The organism is Bacillus sp. Bwzl_19, from assembly GCF_054900515.1.
Genome location: NZ_CM142729.1, coordinates 1,515,278 through 1,530,361, shown reverse-complemented (window position 1 = coordinate 1,530,361; position 15,084 = coordinate 1,515,278). Strand labels below are relative to the sequence as shown.

At 46.2% G+C, this 15,084-nt stretch carries 13 protein-coding genes; 4 read left to right on the top strand and 9 right to left on the bottom strand.

What is annotated here, in order from left to right; genetic code table 11:
- Positions 1–29 precede the first annotated feature (29 nt).
- Together coxB and cyoE are read right to left on the bottom strand one after the other, a co-directional pair.
- Entirely contained in the window at positions 30–1,100 is a 1,071-nt protein-coding gene (gene coxB, locus ACW5MY_RS08125) for a cytochrome c oxidase subunit II (protein ID WP_014470439.1), read from the bottom strand.
- 217 nt (positions 1,101–1,317) lie between these two features.
- Complete coding sequence (gene cyoE, locus ACW5MY_RS08120) at positions 1,318–2,235, bottom strand: heme o synthase (protein ID WP_013352143.1); 918 nt, start codon at positions 2,233–2,235, stop codon at positions 1,318–1,320.
- 343 nt (positions 2,236–2,578) lie between these two features.
- Here cyoE and ctaA point away from each other — a divergent pair, with 343 nt between their 5' ends.
- Complete coding sequence (ctaA, locus tag ACW5MY_RS08115) at positions 2,579–3,505, top strand: heme A synthase CtaA (protein ID WP_013352142.1); 927 nt, start codon at positions 2,579–2,581, stop codon at positions 3,503–3,505.
- Positions 3,506–3,595: 90 nt separating this feature from the next.
- On the opposite strand, the gene pyc is transcribed toward ctaA, so the two are convergent.
- The 4 genes from pyc to glsA all read right to left on the bottom strand — a co-directional run bounded on the left by pyc (position 3,596) and on the right by glsA (position 9,853).
- Entirely contained in the window at positions 3,596–7,042 is a 3,447-nt protein-coding gene (pyc, locus tag ACW5MY_RS08110; protein ID WP_013352141.1) for a pyruvate carboxylase, read from the bottom strand.
- Positions 7,043–7,117: 75 nt separating this feature from the next.
- Positions 7,118–8,329 (bottom strand): FtsW/RodA/SpoVE family cell cycle protein, encoded by a 1,212-nt coding sequence (locus ACW5MY_RS08105; protein WP_013352140.1) that lies wholly within the window; start codon positions 8,327–8,329, stop codon positions 7,118–7,120.
- 205 nt (positions 8,330–8,534) lie between these two features.
- Positions 8,535–8,816: an Fpa/YlaN family protein gene (locus tag ACW5MY_RS08100; protein WP_003154494.1), complete on the bottom strand. Its 282-nt coding sequence runs from the start codon at positions 8,814–8,816 to the stop codon at positions 8,535–8,537.
- A gap of 107 nt (positions 8,817–8,923) precedes the next feature.
- Complete coding sequence (gene glsA / locus ACW5MY_RS08095; protein ID WP_061573874.1) at positions 8,924–9,853, bottom strand: glutaminase A; 930 nt, start codon at positions 9,851–9,853, stop codon at positions 8,924–8,926.
- A 102-nt stretch (positions 9,854–9,955) separates the two neighbouring features.
- On the opposite strand from glsA, the gene ACW5MY_RS08090 reads away from it, so the two are divergent.
- Positions 9,956–10,432, top strand: coding sequence for a hypothetical protein (locus tag ACW5MY_RS08090; RefSeq protein WP_013352138.1), 477 nt, complete (start codon positions 9,956–9,958; stop codon positions 10,430–10,432).
- On the opposite strand, the gene ACW5MY_RS08085 is transcribed toward ACW5MY_RS08090, so the two are convergent.
- A complete protein-coding gene (locus ACW5MY_RS08085) occupies positions 10,427–11,755 on the bottom strand; it encodes a PhoH family protein (protein WP_013352137.1) in 1,329 nt (442 codons plus the stop codon). The two genes, ACW5MY_RS08090 and ACW5MY_RS08085, sit on opposite strands and share 6 nt — an antisense overlap.
- Before the next feature lie 145 nt (positions 11,756–11,900).
- Here ACW5MY_RS08085 and ACW5MY_RS08080 point away from each other — a divergent pair, with 145 nt between their 5' ends.
- Together ACW5MY_RS08080 and ACW5MY_RS08075 are read left to right on the top strand one after the other, a co-directional pair.
- On the top strand, positions 11,901–12,524 hold the full coding sequence (locus ACW5MY_RS08080; RefSeq protein WP_013352136.1) for a YhcN/YlaJ family sporulation lipoprotein: 624 nt from the start codon (positions 11,901–11,903) through the stop codon (positions 12,522–12,524).
- Positions 12,525–12,626: 102 nt separating this feature from the next.
- Positions 12,627–12,836, top strand: coding sequence for a YlaI family protein (locus ACW5MY_RS08075; RefSeq protein WP_013352135.1), 210 nt, complete (start codon positions 12,627–12,629; stop codon positions 12,834–12,836).
- A 26-nt stretch (positions 12,837–12,862) separates the two neighbouring features.
- Here ACW5MY_RS08075 and ACW5MY_RS08070 read toward each other — a convergent pair whose 3' ends face one another.
- Together ACW5MY_RS08070 and typA are read right to left on the bottom strand one after the other, a co-directional pair.
- Entirely contained in the window at positions 12,863–13,183 is a 321-nt protein-coding gene (locus tag ACW5MY_RS08070; protein ID WP_013352134.1) for a YlaH-like family protein, read from the bottom strand.
- 56 nt (positions 13,184–13,239) lie between these two features.
- The gene (gene typA / locus ACW5MY_RS08065; RefSeq protein ID WP_003154502.1) at positions 13,240–15,078 is read right to left on the bottom strand and encodes a translational GTPase TypA; all 1,839 of its coding nucleotides are present in this window, start codon (positions 15,076–15,078) and stop codon (positions 13,240–13,242) included.
- Positions 15,079–15,084 lie beyond the last annotated feature (6 nt).

Here is a 15,084-nt window from a genome sequence, read left to right as displayed (position 1 = left end):
GCGACCTCCCCCCTGATATCTCCCTGTCCTTACTTGTTCTCCGCTTTCAGACCTTTTAAATATTCATACAGCGCATCCGTTTCAGCGTCCGAGAGCTTCGGATACGTGCCTGTCATTTTATTGCCCGGTTTAATGCTGTCCGGATTTTTCAGCCAGGCTTTTATATTCTCTTTATTCGCATCCTTAATGCCGGCCACTTTGACACGTTCGCCGAAGGTAGCCAGGTTCGGAGCCGTTCTTGCCGCTTCAGCCCGTTTGTCATTAGGCTCAACCGCATGACAGCTCAGGCAGTTTTTTTCCTTAAACAGCTCTTCTCCTTGCGCGGCTAAACCGGAATCTGTTGTATGCTTATAATTCTTCATCGCTTTCGTCCATTGTTTAAATTCTTTTGACGGCAGCGGTTTCACTTTGAAATCCATTAGCGCATGTGAAGGTCCGCACAGCTCCGCGCATTTCCCGAAGAAGTATTCTCCCGCTTCTTTGCTGCGTTTAGAATCAAAGGTCAAAAAGAAAGTATTGTCGTTATCCGTATTCGTATCGATTTTTCCTCCGGCTGACGGAATCCAGAAAGAGTGTTTCACATCGGATGACTTCAGCTTGAAATAAACGCGTTCATCTGTGGGAACGATCAGCTCCTGACTTGTCACAAATCCGTAATCAGGATACTCGAATTCCCACCAGTATAAATTCGCCCTTACATTAATCACGAGCGCATCCTCTGCTTTACGGTTTTTCTTATCCATCGGCGACGTATCCGCCAGCGCCAATGTCTGGATGACAACCGGGATGACAAGAATAATCAGAAGCAGGATCGGAATAACGGTCCAGGTGATTTCTAAAAAACGGTTCCCCTCCACCTGTTTCGGTATCGTGTCTTCTCCGACACGCGACCGTCTGAATCTCACAATGACGTAAAAGAAAATAACTGCTACGACCGCAACGACGACAACCATGATAAGTGTGCTGAGCACCGTCAGATCATACTGTTTATCAGCCACTTCGCCGGCAGGCTTGAGTGTGGACAGAAACGGTTTTCCACAGCCGCTCAATAAAAGCGGCACTAAGGCTAATAATGATAAAAGACGCCAACGCTTTAACATTTCACCCAACCCCTTTTTTGAATCAGTACAAGATGCACAAGCAGTAAATCTGCTTCCAGCTGAAATACTTCATTTCCTCATTACTTAAAATATGAGATTTTTTACTTAAAATTCCATCTATGTATAAAAGCAAAGCCGCCTGATTAAACAAAAGGTCAAGGCGGCGTTTACTAGTTGTCATTGTTTGTTTTGGCGATCAAACAAGCTCATTATTCAATTAAAACAGCGTGAAGACCACCATCGCTACAAAATAAATGGTCATGTAATTAAGCGAATAGACAAACATAAGAGTTGCCCACTTCATGATGTTTTTCATACGGAATCCCATCAGTCCGAGAACAAGCCATCCGACATTCAGCAGAGTGCCGAGAATCACGATCGGAAGACCGAGACTGCCGAGGAAAAACGGAAGCGGCAGCAGACATGCAACCCAGACAATAATCTGTCTTTTCGTCACTTCAAAGCCGTGCACGACCGGAAGCATCGGAATATTCGCTGCTCTGTAATCTTCCGTCTTCTTAATCGCAAGCGCTAAAAAGTGCGGAATCTGCCAGATGAATAAAATCATGAATAATACCCATGCGACAACACCGATGTGCCCTTCAACCGCTGTCCAGCCGATTAACGGCGGCACGGCGCCTGATACGCTTCCGACAACCGTATTAATCGTATAGCGGCGTTTCGTCCACATTGTATAAAGAACAACGTACGTAAACACGCCGATAAAACCGATGACTGCAGCCATCACGGTGGTCATCAAAAGCATGATAAGTCCTAAAGCAATGAGTAAAATTCCTGACCACAGCGCTTGATTCGGCTGAATCTTTCCGGTAACCGTCGGTCTTACTTTCGTGCGTTCCATTAAATGATCAATATCACGGTCGTAATAGTTGTTAATCGCACAAGAACCGGCGATGATCAAAGAAGACCCTATTAATGTAAGAAGCACAGTGTTTAAATTGCCTAAAAAACTCAGACCGGATATATGTAACGCAAGCCACATGCCGGTAAAAGTCGTAATTAAATTCGAATTGACGATTCCTATTTTGATAAGTGAAAGAAAATCCTTCCACGCCGTCGTCTCTTCAATCTGTCCGTCTATAGCTGTATCATTTAAAATTCTGGAATTAGCCATAACGCAAACCTCCCTTACAAACCTAAAGCAGGTTTTTTAAGACCTGCAACTCTATCATACAAGATAATGACCTGTAAAAAAACATCCTCTTAAATATTAAACGAGAAACAGGAATTTATTTGTGAACTTTTTATGAATTTTACCATCTCCGCCGATTTCGTAATAAAGCGGTTACTTTATTTCTATCAGACCCATTTCGAATAATCAACCCCATTATCTAAGAAGTCTTAATTCTATTATATTTTTGTGAACAAACAGAATTGAGAATTGCCACAAAACACATATTCGCTTACACTTGGTACGTATATCATTTTGTCCAGTTTGTTAAGAAGGTGAATGTAAAATGAATAAAGCTTTAAAAGCGCTCGGTGTGCTGACGACATTTGTCATGCTCGTCGTGCTGATCGGCGGGGCTCTTGTCACAAAGACAGGGTCAGGTCTCGGATGCGGAAGACAGTGGCCGCTTTGCCACGGCCGTTTTTTCCCGGAGCTTAACGCCGCTTCTATCATTGAATGGAGCCACAGACTCGCAAGCGGTGTCTCAATCGTTCTCGTGCTGAGTCTCGCTTTTTGGGCATGGAGAAAAGTCACGCCTGTATTCCGTGAAACAACCTTTCTCGCCATTATGTCCATTATCTTTTTATTTTTACAGGCGCTTCTCGGCGCACTAGCGGTTGTCTTCGGATCAAATGCGCTCGTTATGGCGCTTCATTTCGGCATATCGCTGATCTCTTTCGCTTCGGTTCTGATTTTGACGCTGCTCATATTTGAAGCTGATAAATCAGACAAAAAGCTCGTCAAGCCGCTCAGAATCGGCAGAAAAATGCAGTTTCATATGATCGGCCTTTCGATTTACACGTATATCGTCGTTTATACGGGTGCTTATGTGCGTCATACGAAATCAAGCCTTGCCTGTCCTGACGTTCCGCTTTGCAGCAGGCTGCACCACGGGCTTCCGTCCCAATTTCAGGAGTGGGTGCAGATGGGCCACAGAACGGCAGCCCTGCTTCTGTTTGTCTGGATTCTTATCGCTTTCGCGCATGCTGTGCGCTCCTACAAAGACCAAAAACAGATTCTCGGAGGCTGGATAGCGGCTCTTGCCTTTGTTTTATTACAGGCGCTTTCCGGAATCATGGTTGTTTATTCAGAAATGGCCACCGGCTTTGCACTCGCCCATTCACTCTTTATTGCCGGCTTGTTCGGCGTCTTATGCTATTTCTTATTATTAATCGCCCGCTTCCGTTACGAATCAAAACAGCGGAACATCTGAGGTACATGAGAAGGCCGAAGCGTTAGAGCTTCGGCCTTTTTACATACAAAAAACCTGACCGCAATGGTGCGGATCAGGTTTTTTTAAATTCTACGCTTTTTCAATCTCAATCAGTAAATCGCCTGTCTGAATCGGTTCACCGTTTTTCACATGAATCTGCTGAATCGTCCCGGAGAACGGCGCCTGCACCGTCGTCTCCATTTTCATCGCTTCATTAATCATCAGATGATCCCCTTTGTTCACCTTCGCACCGGTTTGCGTTAACAATTTAATAACGGTTCCCGGCATTGATGCTGCGATGTGGCTTGGGTTTGTCCGATCGGCCTTTAATTTTTCCTGTACGGATGATTTAATGCTTTCATCTTTAATGACCACCTCACGAGGCTGGCCGTTCAACTCAAAATAAACGACACGTGTCGCATCAGGCTGCGGTTCACCGATAGACACAAGCTTTACGATCAGCGTTTTTCCTCGCTCGATTTCCACTTCGATTTCTTCACCGAGCCTCATGCCGTAGAAGAAAGTCGGTGTGTCCAATACGGAAATATCACCGAAGCGTTCAGCCGTTTTAACGTATTCAGTGAATACCTTCGGATAAAGAGCATACGCGATTGCGTCCTGATCACTCAATTCCATCTGATGAGTTTCTTTCCATTCTTCTTTGATGCCTTCAAAAGATACCGGTTCAAGCAGTTCACCCGGTCTTACCTTAATCGGCGTCTGTCCTTTTAGAACGAGCTTTTGCAGTTTTTCCGGAAATCCGCCGTGCGGCTGGCCGATCTGTCCTTTAAAGAGCTCAACAACAGAATCCGGAAAATCAAGAGTTTCGCCTTTATCATAAACATCTTGTTCCGTTAAATTGTTTTGCACCATGTAAAGCGCCATATCTCCGACGACTTTGGAAGAAGGCGTTACTTTAACGACGTCGCCGAACATGCGGTTGACGACGCTGTACATGTCTTTCACTTCATTCCAGCGGTCGCCGAGGCCGACTCCTTTTGCCTGCTGCTGCAGATTGCTGTACTGTCCGCCCGGCATTTCGTGATTATAAATCTCAGTATGCGGAGACTTCATCCCGCTTTCAAATTCACTGTAATATTGACGGACGGATTCCCAATATTGTGACAGTCTTTCAACCTGCCGGACATCCATTTCAGGACGGCGGCTGTTTCCTTCAAGCGCATGATAAAATCCGCTTGCACTCGGCTGTGAAGTCAGACCCGCCATTGAGCTGACGGCGACATCTACGATATCCACACCCGCTTCAACGGCTTTGGCATAGAGAAAGACGCCGTTGCCGCTCGTATCATGCGTGTGAAGATGAACGGGAATATCAATCGTTTCCTTCAGCGCTGAGACAAGTTCGTATGCGGCTTGAGGTTTCAAAAGACCGGCCATGTCTTTAATGCCGAGAATATGCGCTCCCGATGCCTCAAGCTCTTTTGCCATAGAAAGATAGTATTTCAGATCATACTTCGTCCGGCTCTTATCAAGAATATCTCCCGTATAACAAATCGCAGCCTCCGCCACTTTTCCGGTTTCACGGACGGCATCGATGGCCAGCGTCATCCCTTTCACCCAGTTCAGGCTGTCAAAGATCCGGAATACGTCAATACCTGATGCTGCTGACTGCCGGACAAATTTTTGAATGACATTGTCCGGATAGTTTGTATAGCCGACGGCATTTGATGAACGAAGCAGCATCTGGAACAATGTGTTCGGCACTTCCTTGCGGAGATCTTCAAGGCGTTTCCAAGGATCTTCCTTTAAGAAACGGTACGCTACATCAAATGTCGCCCCACCCCACATTTCAAGGCTGAACAGTTCAGGCCACAGAGCAGCCGTAGGGTTTGCGATTTTTTTCAAGTCATTGGATCTGATCCGGGTTGCAAGCAGGGACTGATGGGCATCCCTGAACGTTGTATCGGTCAGAAGTACGGATTTCTGCTCTTTCACCCAGTCAGCAAGCCCTTCAGCGCCTCTTTCATCAAGAATCTGCTTCGTGCCGCTTGCCGGCTTTTCGCCGATACCTAACGTAACAGTCTGGGGCTTATCAAACGCAGGTTTTTCTTTTTTTCCGATTCCCGGAAAACCGTTCACCGTTACATTGCCGATATAGGAAAGCATTTTTGTTCCGCGGTCCTTCTGTTTAGGAAAAACAAACAGCTCAGGCGTTGTGTCGATAAACGATGTATCGTATTGTCCCGTCAGGAATTTTTCATGCTTTGCCACGTTTTCAAGAAACGGGATATTGGTCTTAATGCCCCTGATTCTGAATTCCTGCAGGTTGCGGACCATTTTTGCGGATGCCTGTTCAAACGTCAGCGCCCATGTCGACAGCTTGACGAGCAGTGAATCATAATAAGGCGTGATGACGGCGCCTTGGAAGCTGTTCCCAGTATCAAGACGCACGCCGAAGCCGCCGCCTGAGCGGTAAGCCATAATTTTACCCGTGTCAGGCATAAAGTCATTCAGCGGATCTTCAGTGGTCACGCGTGACTGTATCGCATACCCGTTTGTAAAAATGTCTTTCTGATGAGGGATGTTGACGGCACGGCTGTGCAGACCGTGGCCCTGCGCGACGAGGATTTGCGTCTGAACGATATCAACCCCCGTAATCATTTCCGTAATCGTATGCTCCACTTGTACGCGCGGATTCACTTCAATAAAGTAAAATTCACCGTCCGCTACGAGAAATTCCACTGTTCCAGCGTTGATATAGCCGACATTTTTCGCAAGTGCGACAGCCGCTTCACAGATCTCGTCTCTTAATTCAGGCTGTAAGGACACGCTCGGCGCCACCTCAATGACCTTTTGATGCCGTCTTTGAACGGAACAGTCCCGCTCATACAGATGGACGACATTTCCTTCTTTATCTCCGATCACCTGAACTTCAATATGCTTAGGATTTTCGATCAGTTTTTCAACATACACTTCGTCGTTTCCGAATGCGGCTTTCGCTTCGGATTTGGCCCGCTCAAACGAATCTTTCAATTCGTTTTCGTTCCTGACGATTCTCATTCCGCGGCCGCCGCCTCCGAGCGACGCTTTAATAATAAACGGAAATCCGTGTACTTTTGCGAATTGTTCGACATCTTTTAATGTTTCGGCAGGCCCGTCACTCCCCGGAATAACGGGGATGCCGGCTTTTTCCGCCTGCTCTCTGGCCTTGACCTTATCTCCGAACATATCCAAATGCGCTGACGTCGGTCCGATAAATACGATGCCCTCTTCTTCACAGCGTCTCGCAAATTGGATATTTTCAGACAGAAATCCATAGCCCGGATGAATGGCATCAACGCCGTTTCTTTTCGCGATCTCAATAATCCCTTCAATATCAAGATACGCGTCAATCGGTTTTTTGCCTTCTCCGACAAGATAGGCTTCATCCGCTTTATAGCGGTGGTAGGAACCTGAATCTTCTTTTGAATAAACGGCTACCGTTCTGATGTTCAATTCTGTGCACGCCCGGAAAATCCGGATCGCAATTTCTCCCCTGTTTGCTACTAACACTTTTTGGATGGATTGTTGTGACAAACTTTTCTCCCCCTTGGCCTAATAAATATGTAGTTTATAATAAAGGAATATCCGCCCTGTGTATACACTTGTTTTTTACAGATACACAGTTTTTTCCGCCTGCCGTCTTTTTACCCCCTTAGACGGAATCGGTTCCCTCTTTTTCTTCTTTTCCGAGTACTTGACATGCATACTCACATTCACCAAAATACCGGCGCTCGTTAATAACAAGAACATTGACGAGCCTCCGTAGCTGATAAACGGCAGCGGAACACCTGTGATCGGAATTAAACCGCTGACACCGCCGAGATTGATGAAAGTCTGTATCGCAATCATGCTGGAAATCCCGATTGCCAAGAGGCTCCCGAACGGATCTTCACATTTTCTCGCAATATAAAAGCCTTTTAACACGATAAAAGCAAGCAGCACAATGACGAACAGGACGCCGAATATACCGAGCTCCTCTGAAATAACCGCCATAATAAAGTCTGTATGCGACTCCGGCAGATATCCGTATTTTTGAATGCTTTCTCCGAGACCGAGGCCGAAAAAGCCGCCTGAGCCGATCGCATAATACGAATTTATAATCTGCAGGCCTGATGTGCTGGCGTATTTAAACGGATTTTCAAGGCTTTCAAACCGGCTCATGCGCCCGGGTGTCAAAATATCATCCCATTTCAGATAGATGATCGGGCTGACAAGGAGTAATACGATTCCCGCCAGGAGAACCAGTTTCAGCAGCGTCTTTCCGCTGAATCCCGAGCACATAATGACGCAAAACGCGATTAGACCGATAATCATCGCCGTTCCGAAGTCAGGCTGAATGGCGATAAGCGCACAAATGACGACGGTAACGATCACCGGCGGCGCAACTCCTGTCAAAAGCTGATCGATGTAGCTTTGTTTCTTCGCGTACACCGCGGCAAGATACAGAATCAGGGTCAGCTTGACAAATTCCCCCGGCTGAATGGCCATTCCGCCGATTTTAAACCAGCTTTGCGCGTTTCCGGCAACATGTCCGAAAACAAACAGCGCGCACAGCGCAGCCACTGACGCAAGCAGTATTATTTTCTGAATCTTTTGATGGGCAAACACTTTGTACGGAAAAACGGCCGCGATGATAAACAGCACGAGCCCTGCAATGACGGCGAACAGCTGCCGTTTAAAAAAATAGTCGCTGCTCACGCCGTAACGCATAACAGCGGTAATCATGCTTGAGCTGTATACCATTACCAATCCGAAACTGCACAGCAGAATGATAGCGCATATCAATGAATAATCGTAAGATTTTAACATTCTTTTAAACATAACATCCTCTTTCCTGCTTAAAGCTTACGTTTAATACTTATTGCGTATTATATTTTACTATAATTCATAAACAATTTACGCAGTTTCTTTATAGTTTTTCGGATGAAATGCAGATTAAGAGACCGTCTTACGAAAAGAAGATGCAAAAATAACGGTTTACGGTTATAAAAAAACCCAAACCGTTAAATAGTTTGAGTTTGATCATTTATTTTCCTGTAAACGCGTCATGCAAAGCAGACAGTTCTCTTTCAAGTCTGTCCAGCAGTTCTTTTCCGTCGTTTTCATCAACTAATCCCAGGCGGACAGCAAAATCGATTTCCCTCGACAGTCCGAACATCTGAGTATCCAAGACCTCTTCGTACAGAGGACATTGAGGCATCGTTAAGTTATCCATTTGTACTCGGATCAGCTTCAAAATCTTCTCAGCATCCAGCTTCAACAGCTCGAATGCCTTCTGCTGATGGTCAACTATAATCTCTGAAGCCAAAAGTATCCCTCCGTTCCCCAGGCGAGTACCTAATTCTTCTATTTATCATAAAGGGTATCAGGTGAAATTGCAAGAGGATTTAAGCAGATGTTATGATAAAAAATGTTTCAAAAAATACTCAGCCTGTATTTCTCAGACATGATTTCCAAAAGCTTCACACCCGCGATGCTGTTGCCTTTTTCATCAAGCGCCGGGCCAAATATACCGATTCCGAAATTATACGGCGAAATGCCCATGATGCCTCCCGAAACGCCGCTTTTTGCGGGAATGCCGACCTTGATTGCGAATTCACCGCTCGCATTGTACATGCCGCATGTCACCATAAACGTCTTGCAGATTCTCGCCACATCTTTTTTAATGACCTGCTCCCCGGTTTCCGGATGCTTGCCGTCAAGTGCGAATACGCAGCCGATTTTGGCTAAATCAAGACTGCTCATCTTAATCGCGCACTGTTTTGTATACAAATCCATAACCTCTTCAACATCGCCTTTAAAAATGCCATATTGCTTCATGTAATAACACATTGCCCGATTGATCATGGATGAACTGAATTCCGATTCTGCGACATGTCTGCAGTATGTAATTTCCTGATTATTCGCAAGTCTTCTGATGAATCCGAGCAGATAATTCAGCCGGTCTTTCGGCGAATGCCCCTTAATTAAACTCGTAACGACGAGAGCTCCCGCATTAATCATCGGATTTAAAGGCTTGCCCGGATTCACTGTCTCAAGCTTAATCATAGAATTAAACGGGTCGCCGGTCGGCTCCTGCCCCACGCAGCTGAATACCTTTTCCTTTCCGTAATCCATCAGTACGAGCGCCAGAGAAAGCACCTTCGAAATGCTCTGCAGCGTAAATGTCCGGTCGGCGTCGCCTGCCGTCAGACATGTATTTTCCGCATGATAAATCGTGACCGAAAGGCTGTCTTGCCCTGATTCAGCCAGAGCCGGAATATAGTCTGCCACTTTGCCTTCTCCGGTCTTTTTTTTCGCTTCTTGAACGAATGCGTCCAGCTCCTGGTAATGCCGGCATACCATTTCGATCCCCTCACTTCGCTGCCGTTGTTTACATCTAATTTGCGACGCAAAGTGACAATTCATGCGAAAACTTTTATACTTTAATTAAAGGGGGGCTTCACCATGAGCGTTATTCAAGTAAAAGGCAATGTTACATACCCGATTACAATTGATCCGAGTGTCTGGATTTTCGATGACCGCAAGTTTCCGTTTGAAAACAATCAGCCCGTTCATTCAGACGTCTCTGCAGAAACCCAGGAGCATACGCTTGATCCGGAACGGGTGATCAGAGAAGGGCGCATTTCGCCGCCGACTTTAAAAAGCGAAAAACGTTATGAAAAAGAAAGATTAATGAACGGCAGCTTCGCCATGAAGCTCGGCGCTGTTTTAGCAAATGCCGAGCCGAAAGAAAGCGCTGTCCTGTGCGTATTTATTTCAGAATCTGAAAGAACCGAGGTGCCGCTTGAAAAGGCGATGGACGCAACCGCCCATTTCAGCGATGCGGGGAAGCCTCTTCAAGACGGCGGTCCGGTCCATTTTTACGTGGACGGCAACTTTAAAAAGCCGATAACAGGCGTCACAGAAATCGAAGTTCTATAACAAATCGGCCGCAAGCTGTGCAAGGCCGGATCTTTCGCCTTTCACAAGCTTCACGCTGCCGGAGACGGTTTGTCCTTTAAACCGCTCTACGACGTAAGCAAGTCCGTTGTTCAAACTGTCTAAATATGGGTGATCTATTTGCTCCGGATCGCCCATCAAGACAATTTTGCTGCCTTCTCCAACCCGTGTCAAAAGCGTTTTGACCTCGTGCCTCGTCAAATTCTGAGCCTCATCAATAATAATAAACTGATCCGGAATGCTTCGTCCCCGAATGTATGTCAGAGCCTCAACCTGAATTGATCCGATGCCTGCCAAAATCGCTTCAAGTTCACCCGGCTTTTTCGCATTGAACAAAAATTCAAGATTATCAAAGATCGGCTGCATCCACGGCTTGAGTTTTTCCTCTTTTTCGCCCGGCAAATATCCGATGTCCTTCCCCACCGGAACGATGGGACGCGCGACAATCAGTTTTTTATAAATACCGAGATCCTCCGTCTGTAAAAGCCCCGCAGCGAGAGCAAGCAAGGTTTTTCCCGTTCCCGCTTTTCCGATCAGGGTGACAAGCGGGATATCTTCCCTCAGCAGAAGTTCAAGCGCCATTGTCTGCTGAACGTTCTTCGGCCTGATCCCCCATACGTGCTCATCATCAAAGACGAGTCTTTTTACGTTCTCTCCTTTCTTATCTGTCATGCCCACCGCAGACGAAGATCCTCCTAATTCATCTTTCATCAGCATAAACTGATTCGGATAAACCTGATGCTGCTGAAGCTCCTTGACTGAAATTTGTTTGTTTTTATAAAACGAGGCAAACCGCTCTTTATTCATAAATACATCTTTGTACCCGCTATATATCTCATCATGGTCAACGACTCTGTCGTTTAAAAAGTCCTCTGCCAAAAGTCCGATGGCATCCGCCTTTACCCTGACAAGCACATCCTTGCTGACCAGAATGACGAGGCGGCCGTTTTCTTTCGTTTCCTCCTCAAGGCTTAAATTCTTTGCCACCGCCAAAATGCGGTTATCATTCGTTTTTTCGATAAAAATTTCCTGAAGCTGATGAAATGACCGATGGTTCAATTCAATTCTGAGCGTTCCTCCGCTTTCCAGCGGAACCTTTTCGTGCAGCCTTCCTTTCTCCCTGAGCCCGTCTATCAGCTTAGATACGTGCCTCGCATTTCTCCCGACCTCGTCCATATACCGCTTTTTTGAATCGACCTCTTCCAGCACGACGGCAGGGATGACAACTTCGTTTTCTTCAAAGGAAAAAATGGCGTTAGGATCCTGCAAAAGTACATTCGTATCTAACACATAAATTTTACTCAAGTCTCAGCCTCCTGAAATAAGGATCATCGTATGCTTCTTTTCGTGAAAAACGGGGATGCCTGCTAAAATATATTATTTGGTGCATAAAGATAGAAGGTTAATTCAACAATAAAATAAATGAAAGCATTCAAGGAGGGAATCTGACGTGCGAATTCTTTTCATTATCATACAAGCGTTGTTTATTCTGACCGGCTGTACCGCTGTACAGGACGGCCGTGAACGCAATATCCGGAACGAATCGACCGATCAGCGCGAAGCAAAACCGATTCATGTAAAAAATACAGCTCCTGAGACAGCTGAAAATCCCGGTCGGACGGATATCGCAAAGCATCTCGTCGAGGTAACCGAAAAAATCCCCGGCATTACAGATGCCACCGCGGTTGTACTCGGGAGATACTCCGTTGTCGGGATCGATGTGTATGACAATTTAGAAAGGAGCAAAGTGGAAAGCATTAAATACACCGTTGCCCAGGCGTTAAAAAATGATCCTTACGGCGCCAATGCCGTTGTCGTGGCTGATCCTGATACAGTTTCCCGCCTGAGGGGCATGGCTAGTGATATTAAAGCCGGCCGGCCCGTTTCAGGCATTTTGGACGAACTTGCTGCAATCGTCGGACGCGTTATGCCGGAAGTCCCGAATGATGTGACCGACAATGAAAAAGAATCACCGACTAAATCGAATGATGACCAGCTGAACGAAAGAGATCAGAAGAAGCTGCAAAACGAACAGAACGATCAATCAGATCATCATATGAAAAACCGCCAGTAAAAAACAGCGCCCTTCCTTTGGAGCGGGCGCTGCTTTCTTTCCCTTTGGCAGACGGGTCATTCATGATATAATGCTTGTCATAGTGAAAGAGGTGAAAACTCAATGAGAGTAAAATGTTCCATTTGCGACAAAATTGAACAAATTGATGATGAAACACTGACAGCCAAACGCCTCCGCAATCGTCCGATTCATACATATATGTGCCAAGAATGCCATGACCGAATCAAAGTCAAAACAGAGGCGCGGCTGAATACCGGACACTTCTCCTTTCATCCAGGGCAAAAAACGAAAAAAGATAAAATAAAAAAATGACCCGCCGAAAGGCAAGGTCATTTTTTTTATTGCGGTTTAGCTGACTGGTTCTTTTTGGACTGGTGCAGACGGATTTTGTAAATGATCAAAATCAAGGCAGCGACAACCAGACCTTCTCCGACCGGCAGAAACACACCGAAAAAAGTCAGCACGGTGCAGCCGAGCATGAGAAAGAGATAAACTGCCGCAGCCTTTAAAACCGGCAGCCGTTTGGCAAAGCCGAGTTTAAATACAATCACCGAAAGCACGACGATCGTTCCGTATAACAGCCACATTCCCGTCAGCGGATGCTCATCCACTTGGTAAAGAGCAGCAAAGAACGACAGCCGTTCACTTACTTCATTCAAAAAGATCCCCCTCCCCTTTTCCGTTCGGGTTCTATCTTTTCAAATTCTGCAAGTGATTAAGACATTCCTGCTGTTTTTTTCTTTTTCGCCGCTTTTTCACGTTCGTTTTTGTTCAGGATTTTCTTTCTTAAACGGATGGATTCCGGTGTTACTTCACAGTATTCATCCTCGTTTAAGTACTCGAGTGATTCTTCAAGCGACATAATGCGCGCTTTCTTAATCGTAGTCGTTTGGTCCTTCGTTGCGGAACGGACGTTTGTCTGCTGTTTCATTTTGCTGACATTGACGACAAGGTCATTGTCACGGTTATGTTCGCCGACAATCATGCCTTCATATACTTCTGTGCCCGGCTCAACGAAGATGACGCCGCGGTCTTCAATACCTTGAATTCCGTAAGATGTCGCTTTTCCGTTTTCCATGGAAACGAGCACACCCTGACGGCGGCCTCCGACTTGGCCTTTTTGCATCGGCTGATAGCTGTCAAACGTGTGGTTCAGGATACCGAAACCGCGTGTCAGTGACAGAAACTCAGTAGAATAACCGATGAGTCCGCGAGAAGGTACGGTAAAGATCAGACGGACCTGGCCGTTTCCGTTATTAATCATATCAAGCATTTCGCCTTTTCTCGCACCCATTGATTCCATAACAGAACCGGTATGCTCTTCAGGCACGTCAATCTGCACGCGCTCAACAGGCTCGCAGCTTACGCCGTCGATTTCCTTAATGATAACTTCAGGTTTAGACACTTGAAGCTCATAGCCTTCGCGTCGCATGTTTTCAATTAGAATGGACAGGTGAAGCTCACCGCGTCCTGAAACAACCCATGCGTCAGGCGATGCAGTCGGTTCAACACGCAGACTGACGTCTGTTTGAAGCTGGGCGTTCAGACGCTCTTCAATTTTACGGGCTGTGACATATTTGCCTTCACGGCCTGCAAACGGGCTGTTGTTTACGACAAATGTCATTTGAAGCGTAGGCTCATCAATGCGCAGAACCGGCAGCGGCTCATGGTGGTCAGCCGGACAAACCGTTTCACCGACGTTGATGTCCTCCATTCCGGATACGGCAACGAGGTCTCCCGCTCTCGCTTCTTCAATTTCCACGCGTTTCAATCCTTGGAAGCCGAAGATTTTCGTTACGCGGAATGATTTCACCGTTCCGTCAAGCTTCATTAATGAAACCTGCTGGCCGACTTTCATCGTACCGCGGAAAACGCGGCCGATACCGATACGGCCGACATAATCATTGTAATCAAGAAGCGCCACTTGGAATTGCAGAGGCTCTTCAGCGTTGTCAACCGGCGCAGGGACATGTTCAAGAATCGTTTCATAAAGTGATTCCATGTTTTCGTCCTGCTTTTTCGGGTCCAGACTCGCCGTTCCGTTAATCGCGGAAGCGTACACGACAGGGAACTCAAGCTGTTCCTCGTTTGCGTCAAGCTCGATGAACAAATCAAGCACTTCATCGATGACTTCTTCCGGACGGGCGAAATCACGGTCGATTTTGTTTACAACGACAACAGGATTTAAGTTCTGCTCAAGGGCTTTTTTCAGTACGAAACGGGTTTGCGGCATACAGCCTTCATATGCGTCAACGACTAACAGAACGCCGTCAACCATTTTCATAATCCGTTCTACCTCTCCGCCGAAGTCGGCGTGTCCCGGAGTGTCCAAAATATTAATGCGTGTATCTTTATAGTTAATCGCAGTATTCTTCGCGAGAATTGTAATACCGCGTTCACGTTCAAGATCGTTTGAATCCATTGCGCGTTCGGCAATATTTTCGTTGGCACGGAATGTTCCGGCTTGGTGAAGCAATTGGTCTACCAAAGTCGTTTTCCCATGGTCAACGTGGGCAATAATCGCGATATTGCGAAGATCGTTTCGAAGTTTCACATTTTC